Annotated in this window: 18 protein-coding genes; 16 read left to right on the top strand and 2 right to left on the bottom strand. The window is 74.1% G+C overall.

What is annotated here, in order from left to right:
• The first annotated feature begins 115 nt into the window (after positions 1–115).
• Both ABD284_RS20185 and ABD284_RS20180 read left to right on the top strand, forming a co-directional pair.
• Positions 116–2,083 (top strand): ABC transporter ATP-binding protein, encoded by a 1,968-nt coding sequence (locus tag ABD284_RS20185; RefSeq protein ID WP_344145824.1) that lies wholly within the window; start codon positions 116–118, stop codon positions 2,081–2,083.
• Positions 2,080–3,927, top strand: a complete 1,848-nt coding sequence (locus tag ABD284_RS20180) for an ABC transporter ATP-binding protein (protein ID WP_344145821.1) — start codon at positions 2,080–2,082, stop codon at positions 3,925–3,927. The genes ABD284_RS20185 and ABD284_RS20180 overlap by 4 nt, the downstream gene beginning before the upstream one ends.
• Before the next feature lie 21 nt (positions 3,928–3,948).
• Here the strand turns inward: ABD284_RS20180 and ABD284_RS20175 are convergent, their stop codons facing one another.
• On the bottom strand, positions 3,949–4,944 hold the full coding sequence (locus ABD284_RS20175) for an SIS domain-containing protein (RefSeq protein WP_344145818.1): 996 nt from the start codon (positions 4,942–4,944) through the stop codon (positions 3,949–3,951).
• Between the two features lie 161 nt (positions 4,945–5,105).
• On the opposite strand from ABD284_RS20175, the gene hisI reads away from it, so the two are divergent.
• The 13 genes from hisI to ABD284_RS20110 all read left to right on the top strand — a co-directional run bounded on the left by hisI (position 5,106) and on the right by ABD284_RS20110 (position 16,117).
• A complete protein-coding gene (gene hisI, locus ABD284_RS20170) occupies positions 5,106–5,507 on the top strand; it encodes a phosphoribosyl-AMP cyclohydrolase (protein ID WP_344145815.1) in 402 nt (133 codons plus the stop codon).
• Entirely contained in the window at positions 5,504–6,178 is a 675-nt protein-coding gene (locus ABD284_RS20165) for a Trp biosynthesis-associated membrane protein (RefSeq protein ID WP_344145812.1), read from the top strand. Before hisI ends, ABD284_RS20165 begins: the two co-directional genes overlap by 4 nt.
• Positions 6,178–6,537 (top strand): HGxxPAAW family protein, encoded by a 360-nt coding sequence (locus tag ABD284_RS20160; RefSeq protein WP_344145809.1) that lies wholly within the window; start codon positions 6,178–6,180, stop codon positions 6,535–6,537. The genes ABD284_RS20165 and ABD284_RS20160 overlap by 1 nt, the downstream gene beginning before the upstream one ends.
• Before the next feature lie 124 nt (positions 6,538–6,661).
• Complete coding sequence (locus ABD284_RS20155) at positions 6,662–7,018, top strand: CD225/dispanin family protein (RefSeq protein ID WP_344145806.1); 357 nt, start codon at positions 6,662–6,664, stop codon at positions 7,016–7,018.
• The gene (locus ABD284_RS20150; protein ID WP_344145803.1) at positions 7,018–7,458 is read left to right on the top strand and encodes a DUF2752 domain-containing protein; all 441 of its coding nucleotides are present in this window, start codon (positions 7,018–7,020) and stop codon (positions 7,456–7,458) included. The genes ABD284_RS20155 and ABD284_RS20150 overlap by 1 nt, the downstream gene beginning before the upstream one ends.
• A gap of 260 nt (positions 7,459–7,718) precedes the next feature.
• Positions 7,719–8,525, top strand: a complete 807-nt coding sequence (trpC, locus tag ABD284_RS20145) for an indole-3-glycerol phosphate synthase TrpC (RefSeq protein ID WP_344145986.1) — start codon at positions 7,719–7,721, stop codon at positions 8,523–8,525.
• Between the two features lie 189 nt (positions 8,526–8,714).
• Positions 8,715–9,950, top strand: coding sequence for a tryptophan synthase subunit beta (gene trpB / locus ABD284_RS20140; RefSeq protein ID WP_344145800.1), 1,236 nt, complete (start codon positions 8,715–8,717; stop codon positions 9,948–9,950).
• A 59-nt stretch (positions 9,951–10,009) separates the two neighbouring features.
• Complete coding sequence (trpA, locus tag ABD284_RS20135; RefSeq protein WP_344145797.1) at positions 10,010–10,828, top strand: tryptophan synthase subunit alpha; 819 nt, start codon at positions 10,010–10,012, stop codon at positions 10,826–10,828.
• Between the two features lie 273 nt (positions 10,829–11,101).
• Entirely contained in the window at positions 11,102–11,617 is a 516-nt protein-coding gene (locus ABD284_RS20130; protein ID WP_344145794.1) for a MauE/DoxX family redox-associated membrane protein, read from the top strand.
• 148 nt (positions 11,618–11,765) lie between these two features.
• On the top strand, positions 11,766–12,782 hold the full coding sequence (locus ABD284_RS20125; RefSeq protein WP_344145791.1) for a thioredoxin domain-containing protein: 1,017 nt from the start codon (positions 11,766–11,768) through the stop codon (positions 12,780–12,782).
• Between the two features lie 20 nt (positions 12,783–12,802).
• Positions 12,803–13,879, top strand: coding sequence for a prolipoprotein diacylglyceryl transferase (gene lgt, locus ABD284_RS20120; RefSeq protein WP_344145788.1), 1,077 nt, complete (start codon positions 12,803–12,805; stop codon positions 13,877–13,879).
• A gap of 9 nt (positions 13,880–13,888) precedes the next feature.
• Positions 13,889–15,013, top strand: coding sequence for a hypothetical protein (locus ABD284_RS20115; RefSeq protein ID WP_344145785.1), 1,125 nt, complete (start codon positions 13,889–13,891; stop codon positions 15,011–15,013).
• 207 nt (positions 15,014–15,220) lie between these two features.
• A complete protein-coding gene (locus ABD284_RS20110; protein WP_344145782.1) occupies positions 15,221–16,117 on the top strand; it encodes a hypothetical protein in 897 nt (298 codons plus the stop codon).
• A gap of 91 nt (positions 16,118–16,208) precedes the next feature.
• Here the strand turns inward: ABD284_RS20110 and ABD284_RS20105 are convergent, their stop codons facing one another.
• Positions 16,209–17,978, bottom strand: coding sequence for a bis-aminopropyl spermidine synthase family protein (locus tag ABD284_RS20105; protein WP_344145779.1), 1,770 nt, complete (start codon positions 17,976–17,978; stop codon positions 16,209–16,211).
• A 699-nt stretch (positions 17,979–18,677) separates the two neighbouring features.
• Here ABD284_RS20105 and gltB point away from each other — a divergent pair.
• Positions 18,678–23,243, top strand: a complete 4,566-nt coding sequence (gene gltB, locus ABD284_RS20100) for a glutamate synthase large subunit (protein WP_344145776.1) — start codon at positions 18,678–18,680, stop codon at positions 23,241–23,243.
• The last annotated feature ends 8 nt before the right edge of the window (positions 23,244–23,251 follow it).

The following is a 23,251-nucleotide window of genomic DNA, read 5'->3' as shown; positions in this document are numbered from 1 at the left end:
CTAATCGGCTACGGCCTTTCCGGCACGCCGGAGTAGGTTGTAGCGGCGGTGCCGTCGGGTCATCGGACGGCACCCGGCGACCGCTGCGAATTCGGGCCTACGGGCAGGGGGACCTATGCCGCACGACAGTACGAGCAGCCGCACACAGCACCGGGCGGTGTTCAGACGCGGATTGCACGTGCTGTGGGTCGCCATCCGCACCGAGCCCGCCGTCTTCCTCGTCGCGGTCGTCGGTGCCGGCCTGCACGCCGCCGTCAGCGTCGCCTCGGCCGACGTCATGGGCGGGATCACCGACCGGGTCGTGCTGCCCGCCTTCGAGAACCGCTCCACCACGGCCGCCGCCCTGTCGGCGGCCGCGGCGCTGCTGCTGGGCGTCGGCCTCGCCAAGGCGATCGGCCTGGCCGCCCGGCGGCTGTTCGCCGGGCTGATGCAGTTCCGCATGCAGGCCCGCTACCGGCGCAGCGTCTCGCGCACCTACCTGCGCCTGCCGCTGGCCTGGCACCACCGCCACGCCACCGGGCAACTGCTGTCCAACGCCAACGCCGACGTCGAGGAGGCCTGGCGGCCCCTCGCCCCGCTGCCCATGGCGATCGGCAGCGTCGCCATGCTCCTCATCGCCGCCGCCGCGATGGTGGTCACCGACCCGGTCCTGGCGACGATCGCGTTCGTGGTGTTCCCGGCGCTGGCCGTGGCCAACGTCGTCTTCCAGCGGCGCGTGTCGCCGGCCGCGACCCGCGCCCAGGCGCTGCGGGCCGAGGTCAGCGAGGTCGCCCACGAGTCCTTCGACGGCGCCCTCGTCGTCAAGAGCCTGGGCCGCGAAGACACCGAGACCGAGCGCTTCACCGAGGCCGCGCACCGGCTGCGCGACGCCCAGATCCGCGTCGGCCGGATGCGCGCCGCCTTCGACCCCGTCATGGAGCACCTGCCCAACTTCGGCATCCTGGCGGTGCTCCTGGTCGGCATGTGGCGGCTGTCCACCGGCGCGATCACGGCCGGCGAGCTGGTGCAGGTCGCCTACCTGTTCACCCTGCTGAGCCTGCCCATCCGGTCCTTCGGCTGGCTGCTGGGCGACCTGCCCCGCACCGTGGTGGCCTGGGACCGCGTCCAGGCCGTCCTCACCGCCGAGGGCTCGATGCCCTACGGCGAGCGGCGCGTCCCCCGCGGCAGCTGCGGCGTCGGGCTCGCCGCCCGCGGCGTCGGCTTCTCCTACGAGGACGCCTTCACCGGCGGCATGCGCGACCTCTCCGACGCCCCGGACACCGTCGCCGCCCAGCGCAGCACCGTGCTGCACAACGTCGACCTCGACATCGCGCCCGGGCGCACCGTGGCGCTCGTGGGCCCCACCGGCGCGGGAAAGTCCACGCTGACCACCGTGCTCACGCGCCTGGTCGACCCCGACACCGGAGCCGTCTACCTCGACGGCACCGACGTGCGCGAGCTGGACCGGGGCGAGATCGCGCGCGCCGCCGCGCTCGTGCCGCAGTCGACGTTCGTCTTCGAGGACACCGTCCGCGGCAACATCACCCTGGGCGCCGACATCGACGACGCCGACGTGTGGGCCGCCCTGCGGCTGGCCCGCGCCGACTCCTTCATCGCGGCCCTGCCCGAGGGCCTCGACACCAGCTTGGGAGAGCGCGGAACCAGCCTCTCCGGCGGCCAGCGCCAGCGGCTCGCCCTGGCCCGCGCGGTGGTGCGCAAGCCCCGGCTGCTCATCATGGACGACGCCACCTCGGCGGTCGACCCGCAGGTCGAGGCGCAGATCCTCGCCGGGCTGCGCGAGACCGACCTGGCCGCGACGGTGCTGGTGGTCGCCTACCGTCGCGCGACGATCGAGCTCGCCGACGAGGTCGTCTACCTGGAGCAGGGGACCGTGCGCGACCGCGGCACCCACACCGAGCTGCTGGAGCGCTCCACCGGCTACCGGAGCCTCGTCACCGCCTACGAGCGCGCCGCCGCGGAGCGGGCCGGCGAGCCCGAGCCGGACGAGGGCGGCCCCGAACCCCGCGGCCTGCGCCCCGCTCGGGCCCCGGGCGGGGCCGGCGGCGACGAGCAGACCGACGAGACCAGGGAGACAGTACGTTGACAGCCCCCGCCGCCGACTCCGCGAGCCGCGCACCCGCCGACGAGGACGCCCCCGGCGAGGCCTCGCCCCAGAGCGGGCTGCAGCGCAGCGGCGACGGCGCCCTCGCCACCATCCGGCGCGGCCTGCAGCTCTCGCCGGAGTTCGCCCGCGGCCTGTGGCTGACCCTGCTGCTGGCCGTGGTGGCCACGGCCGGCAAGGTCATCGTGCCCATCGCCGTCCAGCAGATCATCGACCGCGGCATGGACACCGGCACCGGCCGCCCCGACATGGACTTCGTGATCACGACCGTGGCGCTGTGCGCGCTCACGCTCGTCGCCACCATGGCCAGCGCCTACGTCATGAACGTGCGGCTCTACCGCGCCACCGAGTCGGCGCTGGCCACCCTGCGCCGCAAAGCCTTCCGCCACGTCCACGACCTGTCCGTGCTCACCCAGAACAGCGAGCGCAAGGGTGCGCTGGTCGCCCGTGTCACCGCCGACGTCGACCAGATCAGCACCTTCATGCAGTGGGGCGGCCTGCAGCTGCTCGTGAGCATCGGCCAGCTGGTCGTGGCCACCGCGCTCATGGCCGTCTACTCCTGGGAGCTCGCCCTGCTGGTGTGGGTGTGCTTCATCCCTCTGCTGTTGGGCGCGCGCTGGCTGCAGAAACGGCTCTCCCGCGCCTACCTCAAGGTCCGCGAACGCACCGGCGACATGCTCGGCGCCATCGGCGAGACCGTCATGGGCGCGTCGGTCATCCGCGCCCACGCCACCGAGGAGCGCACCGCCCGCCGTGTCGACACCACCGTGCTGGCGACCCGCACCGCCCAGGTCAAGGCCCAGCGGCTGTCGATGGCCGTCTCGCCCTTCGCCGAGATCATCGCGGCCGTGGGCAACGCGGCCGTGGTCGTGGCCGGGGTGCTGCTGGGCATCGGCGGCGAGATCTCCGCGGGCGAGCTGGTGGCGTTCCTGTTCCTGATGACACTGTTCATCCAGCCCATGATGATGGCGACCGAGATCTTCAACGAGGCCCAGAACGCCATTGCGGGCTGGCGCCGCGTCCTGGGCATCCTCGACACCGTGCCCGACATCGCCGACCCCGGCGAGGCCGGCGCCGAGCTGCCGCGCGGCCCGGTGGCGGTGGGCTTCGAGGACGTGTCCTACGCCTACCCGGGCGGCCCCACTGTCCTCGACTCCGTCGACGAGCGGATCGCGCCCGGCACCCGCCTGGCCGTGGTCGGCGAGACCGGATCGGGAAAGACCACGTTCGTCAAGCTGCTCACCCGGCTGATGGACCCCGTCGAGGGCCGGGTCCTCGTCGACGGCACCGACCTGCGCGAGGTGGCCTTCTCGTCGCTGCGCGCCCGGATGGTGATGGTTCCCCAGGAGGGCTTCCTCTTCGACAGCTCGCTGGGCGCCAACATCCGCTTCGCCCGTCCCGAGGCCACCGACGCCGAGCTGGAGGCGGCCGTCGGCGAGCTCGGCCTCTCCGAGTGGCTCCGCGGCCTGGCCCACGGCCTGGACACCCCCGTCGGCCAGCGCGGCGAGTCGCTCTCGGCCGGCGAGCGCCAGCTGGTGGCGCTGGTGCGCGCCTACGTCGCCGACCCCGACCTGCTGGTGCTGGACGAGGCCACCTCGGCCGTCGACCCCGACACCGAGGTCCGCATCCAGCGGGCGCTGGACCGGCTCACCCGCGGGCGCACGTCCGTGGCCATCGCCCACCGGCTCTCCACCGCCGAGGCCGCCGACGAGGTCCTCGTCTTCGACGCCGGCCGCGTCGTCCAGCGGGGCAGCCACGACGAACTGGCCGCCCGCCCCGGCGTCTACGCCGACCTGTACGCCTCCTGGGTGCGCAGCTCCGCCTGAGGACCCGCGCCCGCGGGCCGCTCAGCCGGCGGCGCGCGACCGCTCGCGCTCGGCCCACCAGTGCGCGGCCAGCAGCTCGGCGACCACCGGCTCGGTCAGCAGGCTGACGTCGGGGTCGCCGTCGCCCGGGTAGCGCACCGACATCGCCGCGCCCGGCACGTCGCCGCCGACGGCCACCGCCCGGCCGCGCAGCTGGAGCAGGTGGTCCATGGTGCGCTCGTCGTAGTGCGAGCCCGCGAACAGCAGCGCCCGGTAGTCGCCGACCGCGGCCAGGTAGCGGTCGGTGTGCGACCACTCGCCCGACTCCACCGCGTGGGCGGGCACGACCGGCCCCCGGCGCAGCGCCAGCGCACCCTGCTGGGCCGAGCTCAGCCGCTCCGCCGGCGCCGCCAGGTGCAGCCCGTCGGGCGAGCGCAGCGCCGCGGCCGCTCGCGGGACCCACTCCCGCGCCTGCTCCAGCAGCCCCGCCGTGGCGTTGGCGCAGCGCCGCAGGCTCACGGTCACGTCGCCGCCCACGCCCGGCGAGCCCAGCCGGTAGCCCAGCAGCAGCAACAGCGCCAGCGCGTGCTGGAAGGCGCGGCAGGCGAGCCCGCTGCGCTCCTCGCCCGCCGACAGCGGCACCAGGATGTCGGCGTAGCGCGCCACCGGCCCGTCCAGTGCGTCGGTGAGCACCACGACCGCCGACTGCTCGACGTAGGCGTCCAGCGCCGTGCACAGCTCCCGCGCGCCGCCGCCCGCCTCGACGGCGACCACCAGCGTGTCCGGCCCCGGCGGCAGCGAGCGCTCCGCCGAGGCGTACTCGGCGACCGCGCCGAGCCCGGTCATCCGCATCCGCGCGGCCGCCGCCGCGCACGCATGGCGAGCCGCCCCCACCCCCAGCAGCAGGATTCCGGCGGGCTCGTCGTCCAGCAGCGCCGGCAGCGCCCGGTAGGGGTCCCGGCGCGAGAGCCGGTCGGCGAGCGCGGCGAGCGCGTCGGGTTTGCCGGCCAGATCGGCGGTGAGCAGCTCGGCGGACACAGCACTCCTGACGTCTGAGGCCTCTGCGCGGGGCGGGTGCGGCGTCAGAAACCTTACGGGGTCACCGGCCGGCACAAGCGCAGGGCGGGGCGGCGGGGGAGCGCGGCGGCGCGGAGCCGGCCCCGCCGCTACCTCCCGCAGCGGGCCCCTAGGCTGGGACCATGAGCACCACCCCTCCCGCAGGCGCCGCCGAACAGCGGCTCGCACCGGAGATCGCCGCGCGGCTCACGCGCAACCCCGACGGCCTGCTGCCCGCCGTCGTCCAGCAGTACGACACCGGCGAGGTGCTCATGCTGGCCTGGATGGACGACGAGGCGCTGCGCCGCACCCTGCAGACCGGCAGCGCCACCTACTGGTCGCGCAGCCGCCGCGAGTACTGGGTCAAGGGCGCCACCTCGGGCAACGTGCAGCGGGTCGTGGGCGCCGCGCTGGACTGCGACGGCGACACCCTGCTGATCAGGGTGGACCAGACCGGCGCCGCCTGCCACACCGGTGCCCGCACGTGCTTCGACGAGGGCGCACTGCCCCTCGGCGCCGGCGCCCGCGGCCGGGAGGCGCGGTGACCGCGCACCGCGCCGAGTTCGCGGTCGCCCTGTGCGCCGTGGCGGCGGGTGCGGGGGCCCTCGCCGGGGCCGCCGGGCGCACCTGGGCCCGCGCCCAAGTGGACGTCGGCGGCCCGGTGGCCGCCGCACCGGTCGAGCTGACCGGCGACGACGTCGCGCCCACCGCCTTCGCGATGGGCCTTGCCGGACTCGCGGCGCTGGCCGCCGTGCTGGCCACGCGCGGCCCCCTTCGGCGGGCGCTGGGCGGAGTCGTCGCCCTGTTCGGCCTCGCCGCGCTGGTCGGGGTGTGGCGCGGCACCCGCACGGCGGCCCTGCAGGAGGCCGCCGCCGACCGCGCCACCGCCAGCGGGGCCGTCGACGGCCTGCACCTGGTCGCGCAGTGGCCCGGGTTGGCGGCGGCCGGCGCCGTCCTGCTGGCGGCCGCCGGCGCCTACACACTGGTCCGGGGTGCCGCCTGGCCCGCCATGGGCAGCAGGTACGATCGCCACAGCGCCCCGAGCGCGGCCCGCTCCAGCGACCCCGCCGAGCTGTGGAAGTCGCTCGACAGCGGTGCCGACCCTACTCTCGACCCCGGATCCGCCGAGGAGACCGGGGCGGCGGCCGTGAGCGGCCGCGCCGCATCGGGGCGGCCCGCCGCCCCCACCGACCACGAGAACCCGAAGGAGCCTTGATGGCCGACGAACACCACGAGGACCACGGCAACACCCTCGCGGGGTGGTTTCTGACCCTGTCCTGGATCGTCGTGTGGACCGCGGCCGCGCTGATGATCATGTTGATCGACCAGGACGTGGTGCTGTGGTCCACCGTCGCCCTGGGGCTCAGCATCGTCTGCGCCGCCGTCGCCGGCATCATGAAGAAGGTCGGGCTGGGCCGCAGGCACCCGCGCCCCACGCCGCTGACCCGCGAGGAGTGGGAGGCGCAGCGCTCCGGCGCGGACGCCGGCACCGCGGCGTCGGACGAGGCGGAGGAGGCGGACGCGCAGTCCCACGCGTCCGAGGAGGCGTCCGGCGAGAAGGCCGCGGCCCGCTGATCGCGGAGGGCGCGGCCCCGCCCCCCGCAGCGGAGTAGGCTTCCGTGGCACACTGCTCGCACGGCGCCGCGCTGGAGCTGCGGTGCCGCCTCCAGAATCCCCGACCCAGGAAGCCGCACCGAAAATGAGCTACGGTACCCCGCCCGGTCCGCCCCCCGGAAACTACAACCCTCCGCCCGGCGGCTCCGGCGGCTATCCTCCCGGCGCCCGCGCCGACCCGCCCAACGACTTCCTGGTCCCGGCCATCCTGTCGATGTTCTGCTGCTGGCCCCTGGCGATCCCGGCCATCCTCTCGGCGGCCAAGGTCAACGCCCAGTGGAACCTCGGCGACTACACCGGAGCCCAGGAGCGCGCCGCCCGGGCCAAGAAGTTCACGATCATCGCCGTGGTTGTCGGCGTGGTCGTCTACGTGCTCTCGACCGTGGGCTACTTCGGCATCATCGCCGCCGTGGTCAGCAACACGCCCACCACCACGTACTGATGGCACCCGGCACCACCGGAGCGCCGCGGCGCCGCCTGCATCCCGGGGCGGCGCCGCTGCTGCTGGGCGCGGCCGGGATCGCCGGCGCCACGCTGCTGCACTTCGTGGACCCCAACGAGGCCGGGCACTATCCCACCTGCCCGTGGCTGCTGGTCACCGGCACGTGGTGCCCCGGGTGCGGTGCGATGCGGGCGGTGCACGCGCTGACCGAACTGGACGTCGTCGGCGCCCTGCAGATGAACGCCCTGCTGCTGGCGGTCGCGCCGTTCATCGCCTACAGCTATCTCCGCTGGCTGTATCGGTCCTTCCGGCCGGCGCCCCCGCGCACGGCTCCTGCGAAGGCCGTGCACCCCGGCTGGCTGTACCTGTTCCTGGGCGTGCTGATGGCGTTCTGGGTGGTGCGCAACCTGCCCTTCGGCCAGTTCCTCGCACCCGGATAGCCGACCGCTCGGACTCCGGGCGCGCCAAACCGGGGGACGTGGCCACGGCGGCACTCGGACTCGATACGATCGGTAGTACCCGAACGCGAGGCGGTCCCCGCGGTCCGGTGCCCGGCCCCGGCGCGCTACCGCGGCGGGCGCGCCCGGCCCGCCACGCCGCGACCGCTTCGGCCGCGGGAACCCGACGACCCCGGTGCTACCCGTTGCGCGCGGGGATGGTCCGGATCCGCACCACCGGCGATATGAGGGGGCAGTCCCACGTGAGCGTGCTCGACGAGATTGTCGGGGGAGTGCGCGCCGATCTCGCCGATCGGCAGGCGCACACACCCCTGGAGCGGCTCAAGGAGCTGGCTGAGTCCGCGCCGCGGCCCCGGGACGCGGCCGCCGCGCTGCGCCGCCCCGGCGTGCAGGTCGTCGCCGAAGTCAAGCGCTCCAGCCCGTCGAAGGGCGAGCTCGCCACCATCACCGACCCCGCCGCCCTCGCCCGCGACTACGCCGACGGCGGCGCCGCCCTCATCAGCGTGCTGACCGAGCAGCGGCGCTTCAACGGGAGCCTGGCCGACCTCGACGCAGTCCGCGCCGCGGTGCCCACCCCGCTGCTGCGCAAGGACTTCATCGTCAGCTCCTACCAGCTGTGGGAGGCGCGCGTGCACGGCGCCGACGCCGTGCTGCTGATCGTCGCCGCGCTGGAGCAGGAGGCGCTGGTCTCCCTGGTGGAGCGGGCGCACTCGCTGGGCCTGACGCCGCTGGTGGAGGTGCACACCGAGGACGAGGTCGGGCGCGCACTGGACGCCGGGGCCACCGTCGTCGGCGTCAACGCCCGCGATCTGAAGACGCTGCAGGTCGACCGCGACACCTTCGCCCGCCTGGCGCCGCTGATCCCCTCCGACCGCGTCCGCGTCGCCGAGTCCGGCGTGCGCGGGCCCCACGACCTGCTCGCCTACGCGGGCCACGGCGCCGACGCGGTGCTCGTGGGCGAGAGCCTGGTCCGCGGCCGCCACCCGCGCGACGCCGTCGCCGACCTCGTGACGGCGGGCGCGCACCCCGCGCTGCGGGACCGGGGCTGACCGTGCAGGCGCCGCGGCCCCCGGCCCTGCCGGCCGCCTGCGCGCGATGGCCCTAGGGGCCCTCGCGCCGCCGCGCGACGGCCCCCGCAGCCGCGCTGACCTCCAGCCGGCCGGCGACCGGGGCTGTTGCCCGGCGCGCCGGCCTCCGACAGCCGAGGGCGCGCGCCGCGCGCCGACATGGAGAACCACATGGCATCCCCGACACCTGACCCCGGCGGCTCCCGCCGGCCCGACGAACGCGGGCACTACGGCCGCTACGGCGGCCGGTTCAGCCCCGAGGCCCTGATCGCCGCGCTCGACCAGGTCGCCCAGGAGTGGGAGAAGGCCAAGAGCGACCCCGGCTTCCGCGCCGAGCTCGACGCCCTGCTGCGCGACTACACCGGACGCCCCAGCCTGCTGACCGAGGCGCCGCGCTTCGCCCGGCACTGCGGCGGCGCCCGCGTGCTGCTCAAGCGCGAGGACCTCAACCACACCGGCTCCCACAAGATCAACAACGTGCTCGGCCAGGCGCTGCTGACCAAGCGCATGGGCAAGACCCGGGTGATCGCCGAGACCGGCGCGGGCCAGCACGGCGTGGCCACCGCCACCGCCTGCGCCCTGATGGGGCTCGACTGCGTCATCTACATGGGCGAGGAGGACACCCGCCGCCAGGCCCTCAACGTCGCCCGCATGCGGCTGCTGGGCGCCGAGGTCGTCCCGGTCTCCGTGGGCAGCCGCACCCTCAAGGACGCCATCAACGAGGCGTTCCGCGACTGGGTGGCCAACGTCGACTCCACCCACTACCTCTTCGGCACCGTGGCCGGGCCGCACCCGTTCCCGGCGCTGGTGCGCGACCTGCACTACGTCATCGGCGAGGAGGCCCGCTCCCAGGTGCTCGACCTGACCGGGCGGCTGCCCGACGCGGTGGCGGCCTGCGTGGGCGGCGGCTCCAACGCCATGGGCATCTTCGCCGCGTTCCTCCCCGACACCGGGGTCGCCCTGTACGGCTTCGAGGCCGGCGGGGACGGCGTCGCCACCGACCGCCACGCCGCCGCGATCTCCGGCGGCGCCCCCGGCGTGTTCCACGGCGCCCGCACCTACGTGCTCCAGGACGACTACGGCCAGACCCTGCCCAGCCACTCCATCTCGGCCGGACTGGACTATCCGGCCGTGGGCCCCGAGCACGCGTGGCTGGCCGACGCCGGACGGGTCACCTACCGGGCCGTCACCGACGCCGAGGCGATGGAGGCGTTCCGGCTGCTGAGCCGGACCGAGGGCATCATCCCGGCGATCGAGAGCGCCCACGCGCTGGCCGGGGTGCGGCGGGTCGGCACCGAGCTGGGGCCCGAGGGCGTCGTCGTGGTCAACCTCTCCGGCCGCGGCGACAAGGACGTCGACACCGCCGCGTCCTACTTCGGCCTCGTCGACGGCGAGGAGTCGGCGTGAACGGGCGGACGAGCGGCAGCGCGGGCGCACGGCCCGGCGGGCGAGACGAGCGAGGGACGATGAGCCAGACCACACTGCAGGCCGCGCTGGCCCGGGCCGCGGACGAGGGGCGGGCCGCCCTCATCGGCTACCTGCCGGCGGGGTTTCCCGACCCCGACTCCTCCATCGCGATCATCGAGGCGATGGTCCAGGGCGGCTGCGACGTCGTCGAGGTCGGGCTGCCCTACTCCGACCCGACGATGGACGGCCCCACCATCCAGCGGGCCGCCGACACCGCCCTGGCGGCGGGCACCACCCCGCCCGACGTCCTGCGTGTGGTCGAGGCCACCGCCGCCACCGGGGCCGCGGCGCTGGTCATGACCTACTGGAACCCCGTCGAGCGCTACGGCCCGGAGCGCTTCTGCGCCGACCTGGCCGCGGCGGGCGGCGCCGGCGTGATCACCCCCGACCTCATCCCCGAGGAGGCCGACGAGTGGTTCGCGGCCACCGACGCCGCGGGCCTGGACCGGATCTTCCTGGTCGCGCCCTCCTCGACCGACGAGCGGCTGCGGCTGACCGCCCGGGCCTCGCGCGGGTTCGTCTACGCCGCCTCGCTGATGGGTGTCACCGGCACCCGGGCGCAGGTCTCGGGCACCGCGGAGAAGCTGGTCGCCCGCACCCGCGCCGCGATCGGCGGCTCCGGGCTCTCCGTGTGCGTGGGACTGGGCATCTCCAACCGGTCCCAGGCCGCCGAGGTGGCCGCCTACGCCGACGGCGTCATCGCCGGAGCCGGGTTCTGCCAGCGGGTGCTGGACGCACCCGACCTGGAGACCGGCACGGGCGCGGTGCGCGCCTTCGCCGAGGAGCTCGCTCTGGGCGTACGCGCCGGCCGGTCCTGACCAGGCAGGCGAACGACCGGGCCGCCGCCCGCCGGCGTGGAGGTAAAGCCGGGTAAGACAGGTAAGAGTTCCGTGAGATTGCCCCCTCCGGCGCCTTGGGCGGGCATGCCCGGGCGGGGGTGCGCGGTTACAGTTCGGCGAGGACGCCCGGCGGCCGCGGCCGCAGCGGACTGCGCGTGCCGTCGCGCTGACCTAGAGTAGTATGCGCACGGTGCGCGCCGGAAGAACCGGTGCCCTCGCCGAAGTGACCGCCTCGCCCCCGGGAACCCTTCATTGGACACAACACACGATTCGGCGCCAGCGACCAGCTCCACCGCGGCCCGCCGCTGGTCGGCGGTCCAGCCCTGGGCGACGCTGCTGGCGCGCCTGGGTCTGGCCGGGGTGCTGGCGTTCGCCGCCGTGAGCAAGCTGCCGCCGGCGCTGTCGGTGCAGTCCGTCGAGGCCTACCAGCTCTTCTCGCCCGAGCTGAGCCGCTTCATCGGCTTCACGCTGCCGCTGCTGGAGCTCGCTCTGGCACTGCTGCTGGTCGTCGGCATGGCCACGCGCTACGTCGGCGCCGCCTCGGGACTGCTGATGCTGGTGTTCATCGCGGGCATCGCCTCGGCGTGGGCGCGCGGGCTGAACATCGACTGCGGATGCTTCGGCACCGGCGGCCAGGTCGCCGAGGGCGAGACCCGCTACGGGCTCGACATCGCGCGCGACCTCGGCTTCCTCGCTCTGGCCGCGGTCGTCACGATCTGGCCGCGCTCGCCCCTGGCGCTGGACCGGCTGTTCGGCCTCTACCGCTGAACAGACCGCCGGGAGCCGCGGCGAGGCCCCGCCCCTATCGGGCGGACGCGGCGTGCTCCCGGCGTGCTCACGAACCGGCCGCCCGCCGGGCGACGGCGGCCACATCCGCGAAGAGACAGAACAGACTACGGATCACGGTGATCGGCTGATGGGCAAGGCTGCGCGGGAGGCGTCCCGCGAACGACTGAAGCGGGAACGGGAGCAGGCGAAGAAGCGCGCCGCGCGGAACAGGATGCTCGGCGTCGGCGGCGCCGCGCTCGCGGTGGTGCTGATCGTGGTCGGCGGCGGCTACTTCTTCTTCACCCAGCAGCGGGCGCAGGAGCAGGCGTTCGCGCAGCGCTACGAGGACCTGCCCGCACAGACGCTGCAGGAGGACGGCAGCGTCGTGCTGGGCGACAAGGGCACCGAAGCGCCCGTGGTCGAAGTCTACGCCGACTTCCAGTGCCCGGCCTGCAAGCAGTTCGAGGACGCCAGCGGCCCGACCCTGCAGCAGTTGGCCGCCGAGGGCGAGGCCGTCGTGCACTACCGCCCGGTCAGCATCTTCGCCCAGGCGCAGTCCCCGATCAGCGACAACTCGCTGCGCGGCGCGGCCGCGGCGCGGGCGGCCGCCGACTACGGCAAGTTCGTCCAGTACAACGACCGGCTGTTCGAGAACCAGCCCGCCGAGGGGTCGAAGGGCTTCTCCACCGCGGACCTCAAGCAGTGGGGCACCGACCTCGGCATCGACGACCCCGACTTCGCCAAGCGGGTCGAGGCCGAGAGCACGGTGGTCGACACCTTCACCGGCGAGTACCTGCCCGAGCTGACCCGGAAGGCGCAGAACCGGCTGAGCGGCGACGAGATCCAGAAGATGGGCGTGGGCGGCCTCATGGAGTGGGGCGACGAGCACGGCGTCGACAGCTCGTTCCTCCAGGACACCTACGTCAAGGAGGTCCTCGATGCCACGTCGGCGGTCAAGGACCGGTACTCTTCCGGAGCGAACGCGTTCAACGGGACCCCGTCGGTCTACGTCAACGGCGACAAGATGGGCGACGCCGCCTTCTCCGGCGACGGCGTCCGCGAAGCGGTGAAGCAGGCCGGGCCCGGCGAGGTGAGCACCGAACCGCTCGCCGCGGACGCCGGCGCGTCCGCAGGAGCCTCGCCCGAGCCAGAAGTCTCCCCCTGACCCAAGGACAGATCCGCGCGATGACGAATTCGCTGATCGCCCCCGAGGGCGCGGCCGCGACCGGCCGCGCCCTCGCGGCCATCCCCAGCCCCGAGGTGAGTTCGATCTCACTTGGGCCGGTGACCATCCACTTCTACGCGCTGTGCATCCTCGCCGGGGTCGTCGCCGCCGTGTTCTGGAGCGAGCGCCGCTGGGCGGCCATGGGCGGCGAGAAGGGCACCATCGTCGACCTCGCGGTGCCCGCGGTGCTGCTGGGGCTGGTCGGCGGCCGCCTCTACCACGTCATCAGCGACTACCAGCTGTACTTCGGCCCCGGCCGCAACCCGGTCGAGGCGCTCTACATCTGGAACGGCGGGCTGGGCATCTGGGGCGCCATCCCGCTGGGAGCGGTGGGCGTCTGGTGGGTGGCCCGGCGCCGCGGGATCTCGCTGTCCAAGCTGTCCTTCGCCATCGCCCCGACGATCCCGCTGGCCCAGGCCCTGGGCCGCTGGGGCAACTACTTCAACCAGGAGCTGTTCGGCAAGCCCACCGACCTGCCCTGGGCCGTGCACATCTCGCTGGACTACACCTACAACTCCGAGGGCGCCCCGCGGCCGGGGATGCAGCCGCTGCCGGGAAGCAGCACGGAGTACTACAGCACCTACCACCCCACGTTCCTCTACGAGTCGCTGTGGTGTCTCGCACTCGCGGTGCTGCTCGCCTGGCTGGGCAGGCGTTACGGCGACCGGCTGGACGGCGGGCGGCTCTTCGCGGTCTATATCATGGGCTACTGTGTGGGACGGTTCTGGATCGAGTACCTGCGCGTCGATCCTGCGCACGAGATTCTGGGCCTGCGGCTGAACAACTGGACCTCGGTACTGGTGCTCGCCGCCGCACTCGCCTACTTCGTGTGGGCCGGGCGGCGCCTGGACGCATTCTCCAGCCGGGTGGTCCCCGCGGGCCACGACGTCGGGACCGAGGTCTTCGACACCGACCCCGCCACGTCCCAGGACGGCGGCGACACCGGATCCGAAGGCGGTTCCGAAGCCGCGGACCCGGAGACAGGAACAGCCGGACGGCCGAAGGGCAGGGGCACCGCGCCGTCCGAGGATGGATGAGTTGACCACGTGAGCAAATCCGACTCCACCGGACGAGCAGGCCGAAAGCGCTCGCGCCGGGACGCGCCGGCCCGCGCGCCCCGCGAGCGCTACGCGGCCGACGACGGCTACGACGACCGCGGCGGCGCCGCTGACACGGGCGGCTCGCGCCGGGGCGGCCGCACCGCAACCGCCACCGCCCCGCGCGCCACCGAGGACACCGGCCAGAGCGAGCGGGCCGAGCGCGGCGGCCGCCGGACCGCCCAGAACCGCGGCCGCCGCTCGGGCCGCTCGGCGCCCTCCGTCGACCCCGTCTCCAAGTTCTCCGCCTCCGCGCTGCGGCGCGTGAGCGTCCTGGGCGACCGGCCCAGCCAGGTCGTCTACACCCTCGCCGAGCAGAGCATGCGCAAGCGCGGTACCGCGTTCCTGGCCACGCTGCTCGTCCTGTGCGTCGTCGCGCTGGTGGCGCTGCTGGGCGTACTCGCCTACCAGTTGGCCACCGAGTCCGGCGACACCCCCGGCAGCGGCGACAGCAGCTCCATCGTGGCGCCCCCCGAGGGGCACTCCACCCTGGTGCCCGACCTGTACCAGGCCCAGCCCCAGGACGAGGCGTTCGACCCCATCGCCGAGCGGGGCGACGGCTCCGGTCAAATCCCAAAGGACAAGGTCTTCGGCTCCGACACCGAGAAGCTGGAGCTGGACGGCCACAAGCTCGTCCGGGACGAGACCGGGGTGACCGACACCTGCACCTCCCTGGTCTGGGGCGAGGAGGCCGCACAGGCGCTGGTCGACGGCGAGTGCACCTCCGCCGCCAGCGCCGTCTACCTGGACGGCGACGGCGAGTACGTCGCCCAGTTCACGCTCTTCGACCTGGCCGACGCCGACTCGGCCGACGCCGTGTCCACGGCGCTCGACCCCGGCGACTCCTCGACGGCCCCGGGATTCCTGCTGCCCCAGAAGGACGGCGTGGAGGGCCTGCACAAGGGCTACAGCCAGGCCACCGCACAGGTCATGGGACACTACCTGGCGGTGTACTGGGTGGCGCGGACCGACGGCGAGCAGCCCGGCGACGGCGAGACCCTCTCCACCTTGAACGTGGCGGCGATGAACGCCTCGACGTGGGTCTACCGCCAGGTCGGCGAGGCCGAGCAGTAGGACCGGGCCGGCCCGGGCGCCGCGCCGGCTGCGCCCTGCGCCGGGACCGGGACGCGGAGGCCCGGCGGCCGGCGGCTCGCGGGCGGCCGGGATCGCCCGGTTCCGCCCGCAAGCTAGGATTTGCGGACCGGCGGCATGGTCACCCGCGGCTCCGCCGCCCCTCCCGCTACATGAATCACAGCCCCCGCGACCGTCCGAGAGGTTCTGGTGTCTTCTAAGTCGTCTGTTTCCGGTACCCCCGGCCGGCGGAGGAAACCCGACGAAGCCGACTCCATCGAGGGTCTGGCCGCACCTCCCGATCGCCGCAAAGGAGCCCGGCGCAGGCGCAGGCGCTCCTCCCGCGCCAAGGCGCCCGGCACGAAACTGCTGCCTCTCCTGCTCGGTGCCCTCGGAGTCGCCGTGGTGGCGCTGGCCGTGGTGCTCGTCCTGCAGTTCGTCGGCGGCGGTGCCCAGGCCCCGGAGGACCCGGTGCCCGCCGCGTTCGAGATCCACGACTCGGGCAGCGAGGTGCTGGCCACGCGGGAGGTCGACTCGCGCCCCCTGAACAAGGGCGAGCTGTTCGGCGAGGACGCCAAGACGATCGAGAGCGAGAGCCAGGGCATCTCCTTCGAGCTGCAGACCTCCTCGCTGGTCGAGGACTGCGCCTCGGCGGTGTGGGGCGAGGCGGTGCGCAGCGCGCTGGCCGATGCCGACTGCACCCAGGCGGCGCGGGCGGGCTACACCTCCGCCGACTACGTCGGCGCGGTCGCGATGTTCAACCTCAAGGACGCCGAGGCCGCGCAGGCCGTGGCGACGGCGCTCCAGCCGCCCAAGGACACGCAGTCGAAGCAGACCGGGTTCATCTCCGTGCCCACCCCCGAGGAGGACCCGTTCTCCAGCCTGGGCGCCGGCTACAGCGCCGCGGAGGCCACCGTCAGCGGCCACTACCTGACCGTGCTGTGGGTGCAGTCCATCGAGTCCGACGACCCGGCGGCGCGCGAGAGCCTCGTCTCGCCGCTGATCGCGCTGAACAGCTTCCGCGACCCGCTGTACAACCGCGAGGTCCAGCTGGAGACCTTCGAAGAAAACCAGGAGAACCAGCAGGGGACCACCGCGGTGTCCTGATGCCGGGGCGGCGCCGCCGGGTCGCGGCCGGGTCGGGCGGACCGAGGGTCCGGCGGACCGCCGGCGGAACCGGGTCCCCGGAGCGCCGCGATCACTCCCGCCGGCCGTCCCTGGCGTCTTCGTTGGACGGCCCGGCGGCCGCGGTGGCCGCCCGTGCGGCCAGCTCCGCGGCCGCCGCGCGCAGCAGGGGCATGCGGTGCGCCGGCAGGTCGAGCAGCGTGTGTCCGCTGAGCCAGGGTGCGGCCTCGGCCACCGCGTGGCGGGCCGTGCGCTTGTTGACCGGGGTGCCGGCCTCGGCGGCCACCCGCACCAGCCCCTCGCGCAGCGTGGCGGCCAGCCTGCCGTGGGCACGGCGCTGGCAGTGCAGCAGCAGCCGCTCGGCCGGGTCGCCGCCGACCGGGCGCTGCGTGGTGTACACCGTGGTCAGCCGCGGCCCCGGAGTCCCGCGCAGAAAGCGCACGCTCCAGCGCGGCTCCAGCAGGCCGATCAGCTCCTGCTGGCCCGCCCGGTCGCGGACCTGCGGGTGGGAGGCGGGCACGACGGCGGCCGCCTCGGGGCCCGGTGCGGCCAGCAGGGCGCGCGCCAGCAGGTCCTCCCAGCCTCCGGTCAGGTTCACGGCGGCGCGCCCGGCCTCGACCGGGCTCTGCAGCCACGTGCCGAGCAGGACGCGGCGCGGCGTGCGGGGCTCCCCGCCGCCGGGCCCGGACACGGGCTCCAGCGCGCCGTCGGGCCACTCGCCGACGGCGGACTCGGCGGCGACACGCTCCACCACGGCGCGCGCCTCGGCCTCCCCGAGCGCGCCCGCCGCCTCGGCGGCGTTGGCGCCGCGGCTGTAGACGCGGGCCCGGACACCGGTGCCGCCGCGGCCCTGCCGGGGCGTGCGGCCGGTGGGCCGCAGCACGTACAGGTCGCTGGCCGCGCCGATGGCCTCGGCGCCCAGATAGCGGTTGAAGTCGGGCCACAGCGCCTCGGTGACCAGGCCCAGTCCGCTCAGCCGCGCCTGTGTTCCGGCTGTCAGCGCCGGTGTGGTCTCGCTGGCGCCGTAGGCCAGCAGCACCCGGCCGTGCCGGGGGTCGGCGAGGCCCTCCAGACCGCGGCGCACGAACAGCTCCACCCCCTCGGGGGTGTAGGGCGGGTCGGTGAAGACCGCGTCCGCTCCGCCGCGCACCGCGTCGGGAAGGCCCAGCCGCAGGTCGGCGAAGTGGCAGTGCACGGGCAGGCCGAGCCGGGAGGCGGCGTCGTCGATGTAGGCGAGCATCCGCTCGTCGATGTCGACCGCGACGGCCTGCAGCCCGGGGCAGACGAGGGCCGCGGCGAGCGCGGTGAGGTCGTGGTCGCCGACGCACAGCAGCCGCGTGCCGGCCGCGTGGAAGCGCGCCTGCAGCATCAGGCCGCGGCGCAGCGCGGTGTCGGCGGTGGCGGAGACGTGGTCCAGGTCGGTGCGGGGCGCGGGAGCCCCGTCCACGAGGCGGCGGAGCTCGGCGGCGGCCTCCTCGTGGCCGCCGCGCAGGTGGGCCACGGGGTCGGCGGTCTGGGGCCGGTCGTAGTCGGCGTAGTCGCCGGGACGCACGAGCCGTACGCGGGCGCCGTCGGCGTCCCACTCGACCTCGCCGGCGAGCGCGTCGAGCACGCCCTGGACCGTCCGGTGGGCCACAGCCGTTCGGCGCACCAGCTCGCGCGGCGACCACCAGCCCCCTTCGGCGAGGGCGGCCGGTACCCGGTGCGCCCGCGCCGGGCCGCCTCCGCGGCCCTCCAGGAGCCCGTCGGGTCCGGGGGGCGGTGCGGAGCGGGCGGGCGGGGGGCCGGGAAAGGACGGCGGGTGGGGGCGGCCGGAGCGGTCGGCGGCGGTGTCGTCGTGCACCCTCCGATCATCGCGTATCCGCCGCGCTGCCCTCGCCGCCGCCTGCGCGCGCCCGCGCCCGTGCAGCCGGGCGGCGGCCGGCTCCGCGTGCGGCGCCGATCCCGGTGCGTGCTCCGGAGTGCGCGGCGGGCCGGCGGACGCGGGTGCCGCCGGCCTCACCGTCGTTCGGGCGGGTGTGGCGCGGGTCGCAGGCGAATCTCACTGCGGCTTTATGTCCTGTCTGTTGCCTGCGGGTACGCTGAGTGTGAACCGCGGCTCACCCCGGTGCACACCGCCGGATCGGGGGCGGGATACGGTTCTAGCGCTTACTTTGCCGCGCTCTGTGAAGATCGGGGCGAAAGGGATGTTTGCGGGGGAGTCGGACCTGGAAAGATCCCGGCTAGCCCCGAAGGGCGGGTCGACGCCGACCCACCCGCACCGAGCGGGCCCTCGGGCCTGACCGCACTGTGGCGGTGCGCGGTCTAGACCTCCGATTTCACGTCGGGGCTGGACCGCTGTATAACTGACTACTCGCGAGTGTGGCCGCCGACCTGGGGCGACACCGGTTACCACGAGGACGTGACGCGGATTCGGCGCTCGGCGCCGACCGTGGAAGCCGGTGCCAGGAGGGGCCGCCTTCGCATGCTGACGCAGCAGGGCCAATGTCGTCCCGGATGCGCTTTTGTCCGAAAGCCCATACGTACGACGACAGGAGGGTAGATGCCTGCTGGCCAGGTGCAGCGTTCGTCCGTCCGACCGAACGCCGATTCCACCCGCGAGGGCCTGTACGACAGCGCCTACGAGCACGACGCCTGCGGCGTCGGGTTCGTAGCCGACCTCTCCGGCCGTCGCAGTCACGCGATCGTCGAGAAGGCGCTGACGGTGCTGCGCAACCTCGACCACCGGGGCGCCGCCGGCGCCGATCCCGAGGACGGTGACGGCGCCGGGATCATCACCCAGGTCCCCGACGCCCTCTACCGCGAGGTCTGCGGCTTCGAGCTGCCCGAGGCGGGCCGCTACGCCGCCGGCATCGCCTTCCTGCCCGCCGACACCGGCGAGCGCTCCATCGCCGTGGCCGCGATCGAGGCCGTCGCCGCCGAAGAGAGCCTGCGCGTGCTCGGCTGGCGCGAGGTACCGGTCGACCCGGACTTCTGCGGCCCCGCGGCCCGCGAGGCCATGCCGCACTTCGCCCAGCTGTTCGTCGCGGGCGCGGAGGGCACCGCAGCGGAGGGCCTCGGCGGCATCGACCTGGAGCGCTACGCCTACTGCCTGCGCAAGCGCGCCCAGCACGAGACCGGCGTGTACTTCCCGAGCCTGTCCCCGCGCACGATCACCTACAAGGGGATGCTCACCACGCCCCAGCTGGAGCCGTTCTACGCCGACCTGTCCGACCGGCGCTACTCCAGCGGCCTGGCCCTGGTGCACTCGCGGTTCTCCACCAACACCTTCCCGTCGTGGCCGCTGGCCCACCCCTTCCGCTACGTGGCCCACAACGGCGAGATCAACACCGTCAAGGGCAACCGGAACATGATGCGGGCCCGCGAGGCCACGCTCGGCAGCGACCTGCTGCCCGGCGACATCGCGCGCGTGTTCCCCATCGTCGACCCGGACGACTCCGACACCGCGTCCTTCGACGCCGCCCTGGAGCTGCTGCACCTGGGCGGGCGCTCGCTGCCGCACGCGGTGCTGATGATGATCCCCGAGCCCTGGGAGAACCACACCGAGATGGACCCGCGTGTGCGGGCCTTCTACGAGTTCCACTCCATGCTCATGGAGCCCTGGGACGGCCCCGCGTCGGTGTCCTTCACCGACGGCTCGGTCATCGGCGCCGTCCTGGACCGCAACGGCCTGCGCCCCGGCCGCTACTGGGTCACCGACGACGGCACGGTCGTGCTGGCCAGCGAGGCCGGCGTGCTCGACGTCGAGTCCTCGCGCATCGTGCGCAAGGGGCGCCTGCAGCCCGGACGGATCTTCGTCGTCGACACCGAGCAGGGCCGCATCATCGAGGACGAGGAGATCAAGTCCGAGCTCGCGGCCGAGCACCCCTACGGCGAGTGGCTGGAGCGCGGCGTGGTGGCGCTGTCGGACCTGGAACCGGGCGAGGCCGAGCCCGTCGGCGACCTCGTGCGCCAGCAGCAGGTCTTCGGCTACACCGAGGAGGAGCTGCGCATCATCCTCCAGCCGATGGCGCGCACCGGCGCCGAGCCGATCGGTTCCATGGGCACCGACACGCCGGTGGCGGCCCTGTCGGCCCGCTCCCGACAGCTCTTCGACTACTTCTCGCAGGGCTTCGCGCAGGTGACCAACCCGCCGCTGGACGCCATCCGCGAGGAGCTGGTCACCAGCCTGCACACCGCGCTGGGCGCCGAGGAGAACGTCCTTTCGCCCGACCCCGAGGACTGCCGGCGCATCGTGCTGCCCACCCCGGTCCTCGACGAGGGCGGCCTGGCCGCGATCGTGCGTGCCGGGACGGCCGAGGACGCCGACCCCGCCTTCCGCACCTTCGTCGCCAACGGCACCTACGACGCCGCCGGCGGCGGAGCCGCGCTGTCGGCCCGCCTGGACGAGATCTGCGCCGAGGTGTCGGCGGCCATCGCCGCCGGCGCGCACATCGTCGTGCTCTCCGACCGCGGCGCCGGCCCCGACCGCGCGCCGGTGCCCTCGCTGCTTTTGACCGGCGCCGTCCACCACCACCTGGTGCGCGAGAAGACCCGCACCGAGGTCGGCCTGGTGGTCGAGTCCGGCGACGCCCGCGAGTGCCACCACATCGCGCTGCTGCTGGGCTACGGCGCCTCGGCGGTCGTGCCCTACATGGCGCTGGCGACGGTGCGCGACATGGTCGAGCGCGGCGTCATCGGCGGCATCGGCGCCGACGAGGCCGTGCGCAACACCGTCAAGGCCTTCGGCAAGGGCGTCCTGAAGATCATGTCCAAGATGGGCGTCTCCACGGTCAGCTCCTACACCGGTGCCCAGATCTTCGAGGCGCTGGGGCTGGGTCCCGAGGTCGTCGACCGGTGCTTCACCGGCACACCCTCACCGCTGGGCGGCGTCGGCTTCGGCGTGCTGGCCGAGGAGGTCGCCGTCCGCCACGCCACCGCGTTCGCGGCCAACCCCGCCGACCACCGGCGGCTGGCGATCGGCGGCGAGTACCAGTGGCGCCGCGAGGGCGAGCCGCACCTGTTCAACCCCGAGACCGTCTTCAAGCTGCAGCACGCCACGCGCTCCCGGCGCTACGAGATCTTCAAGGAGTACACCTCCGCGATCGACGACCAGGCGAGCACGCTGATGACGCTGCGCGGGCTGTTCCGCCTCAGGGAGGGCGCGCGCGAGCCCGTGCCGGTCGAGGAGGTCGAGCCGGTCTCCGAGATCGTCAAGCGGTTCTCCACCGGCGCCATGTCCTACGGCTCCATCTCGGCCGAGGCGCACGAGACCCTGGCCGTGGCCATGAACCGGCTGGGCGGCAAGTCCAACACCGGCGAGGGCGGCGAGGACGCCGACCGCTTCACCCCCGACGAGAACGGCGACCTGCGGCGAAGCGCCATCAAGCAGGTCGCGTCGGGCCGCTTCGGCGTGACCTCGCACTACCTCAGCAACTCCGACGACATCCAGATCAAGATGGCCCAGGGCGCCAAGCCCGGCGAGGGCGGCCAGCTGCCCGGCCACAAGGTCTACCCGTGGATCGCCGGCACCCGGCACTCCACGCCCGGTGTCGGACTGATCTCGCCGCCGCCCCACCACGACATCTACTCCATCGAGGACCTCGCCCAGCTGATCCACGACCTGAAGAACGCCAACCCCGGCGCGCGGGTCCACGTCAAGCTGGTCTCGGAGGCGGGCGTCGGCACCGTGGCCGCGGGGGTGTCCAAGGCCCACGCCGACGTCGTGCTGATCTCCGGCCACGACGGCGGCACCGGCGCCTCGCCGCTGACCTCGCTCAAGCACGCGGGCACGCCCTGGGAGCTGGGGCTGGCCGAGACCCAGCAGACCCTGCTGCGCAACGGGCTGCGCGACCGCATCGTCGTGCAGGCCGACGGGCAGATGAAGACCGGCCGCGACGTCGTCGTGGCGGCGCTGCTGGGTGCCGAGGAGTACGGCTTCGCCACAGCGCCCCTGGTGGTCTCGGGGTGCGTCATGATGCGCGTGTGCCACCTGGACACCTGCCCGGTGGGCGTGGCGACGCAGAACCCGGAGCTGCGCAAGCGCTACTCCGGCCAGGCCGACTTCGTCGTGAACTTCTTCGAGTTCGTCGCCCAGGAGGTCCGCGAGTACCTGGCCGCGCTGGGCTTCCGCAGCCTGGACGAGGCCATCGGCGCCGTCGGCCTGCTCGACACCGCCGACGCCGTGGACCACTGGAAGGCCTCCGGACTCGACCTCTCGCCCGTCCTGCACGACGTGGACCCCTGGGACGGCGACCACCGCCACCGGGTGCGCGGCCAGGACCACGGGCTGGAGAAGGCGCTGGACAACACGCTGATCCAGCTGGCCGAGGGCGCTCTGGAGTTCGGTGAGCCGCTGAAGCTGGACCTGCCGGTGCGCAACGTCAACCGCACCGTGGGGACCATGCTGGGCCACGAGATCACCAAGCGCTACGGCGCCGAGGGCTTGCCCGACGACACCGTCGACGTCACGTTCACCGGCTCGGCCGGCCAGTCCTTCGGCGCGTTCGTGCCGCGGGGGGTCACCCTGCGGCTGGTCGGCGACGCCAACGACTACGTGGGCAAGGGGCTCTCCGGCGGCCGGATCGCCGTCCGCCCGCCCGAGGACGTGCCCTTCGCGCCCGAGCGCCACATCATCGCCGGCAACGTCATCGCCTACGGTGCGACCTCCGGCGAGGTGTTCCTGCGCGGCGTCGTCGGCGAGCGGTTCTGCGTGCGCAACTCCGGCGCGCTGGCCGTCGCCGAGGGCGTGGGCGACCACGGGTGCGAGTACATGACCGGCGGGCGCGCCGTCATCCTGGGCACCACCGGGCGCAACTTCGCCGCGGGCATGTCCGGGGGCATCGCCTACGTGCTGGACCTCGACCCCGAGCGGGTGAACGGCGAGATGGTCGACCTCGACCCCCTCGACGACGCCGACCGGGAGTTCCTGCGCGACGTGCTGGACCGCCACCGCGAGGCCACCGGATCGGGCATCGCCGCCGAGCTGCTGGCCGACTTCGACCGCTCGCTCGCACGGTTCGGCAAGGTCATGCCGCGCGACTACAAGCGGGTGCTGGCCGCCCAGGCCGAGGCCGAGCGCGCCGGCCGCGACGTCGGCGAGGCGATCATGGCCGCCGCTCAGTCCTGAACCGTCGG

Source organism: Streptomonospora arabica (assembly GCF_039531585.1).
GTDB lineage: Bacteria > Actinomycetota > Actinomycetes > Streptosporangiales > Streptosporangiaceae > Streptomonospora > Streptomonospora halophila.
This window is presented reverse-complemented; position numbering and strand designations above follow the sequence as displayed.

Coding starts and splice junctions, on each gene's coding strand:
- ABD284_RS20185 (WP_344145824.1), top strand. CDS start 116: ATGCCGCACGACAGTACGAGCAGCCGCACACAGCACCGGGCGGTGTTC.
- hisI (WP_344145815.1), top strand. CDS start 5,106: ATGAGCACCACCCCTCCCGCAGGCGCCGCCGAACAGCGGCTCGCACCG.
- ABD284_RS20160 (WP_344145809.1), top strand. CDS start 6,178: ATGGCCGACGAACACCACGAGGACCACGGCAACACCCTCGCGGGGTGG.
- ABD284_RS20155 (WP_344145806.1), top strand. CDS start 6,662: ATGAGCTACGGTACCCCGCCCGGTCCGCCCCCCGGAAACTACAACCCT.
- ABD284_RS20150 (WP_344145803.1), top strand. CDS start 7,018: ATGGCACCCGGCACCACCGGAGCGCCGCGGCGCCGCCTGCATCCCGGG.
- trpB (WP_344145800.1), top strand. CDS start 8,715: ATGGCATCCCCGACACCTGACCCCGGCGGCTCCCGCCGGCCCGACGAA.
- trpA (WP_344145797.1), top strand. CDS start 10,010: ATGAGCCAGACCACACTGCAGGCCGCGCTGGCCCGGGCCGCGGACGAG.
- ABD284_RS20125 (WP_344145791.1), top strand. CDS start 11,766: ATGGGCAAGGCTGCGCGGGAGGCGTCCCGCGAACGACTGAAGCGGGAA.
- lgt (WP_344145788.1), top strand. CDS start 12,803: ATGACGAATTCGCTGATCGCCCCCGAGGGCGCGGCCGCGACCGGCCGC.
- gltB (WP_344145776.1), top strand. CDS start 18,678: ATGCCTGCTGGCCAGGTGCAGCGTTCGTCCGTCCGACCGAACGCCGAT.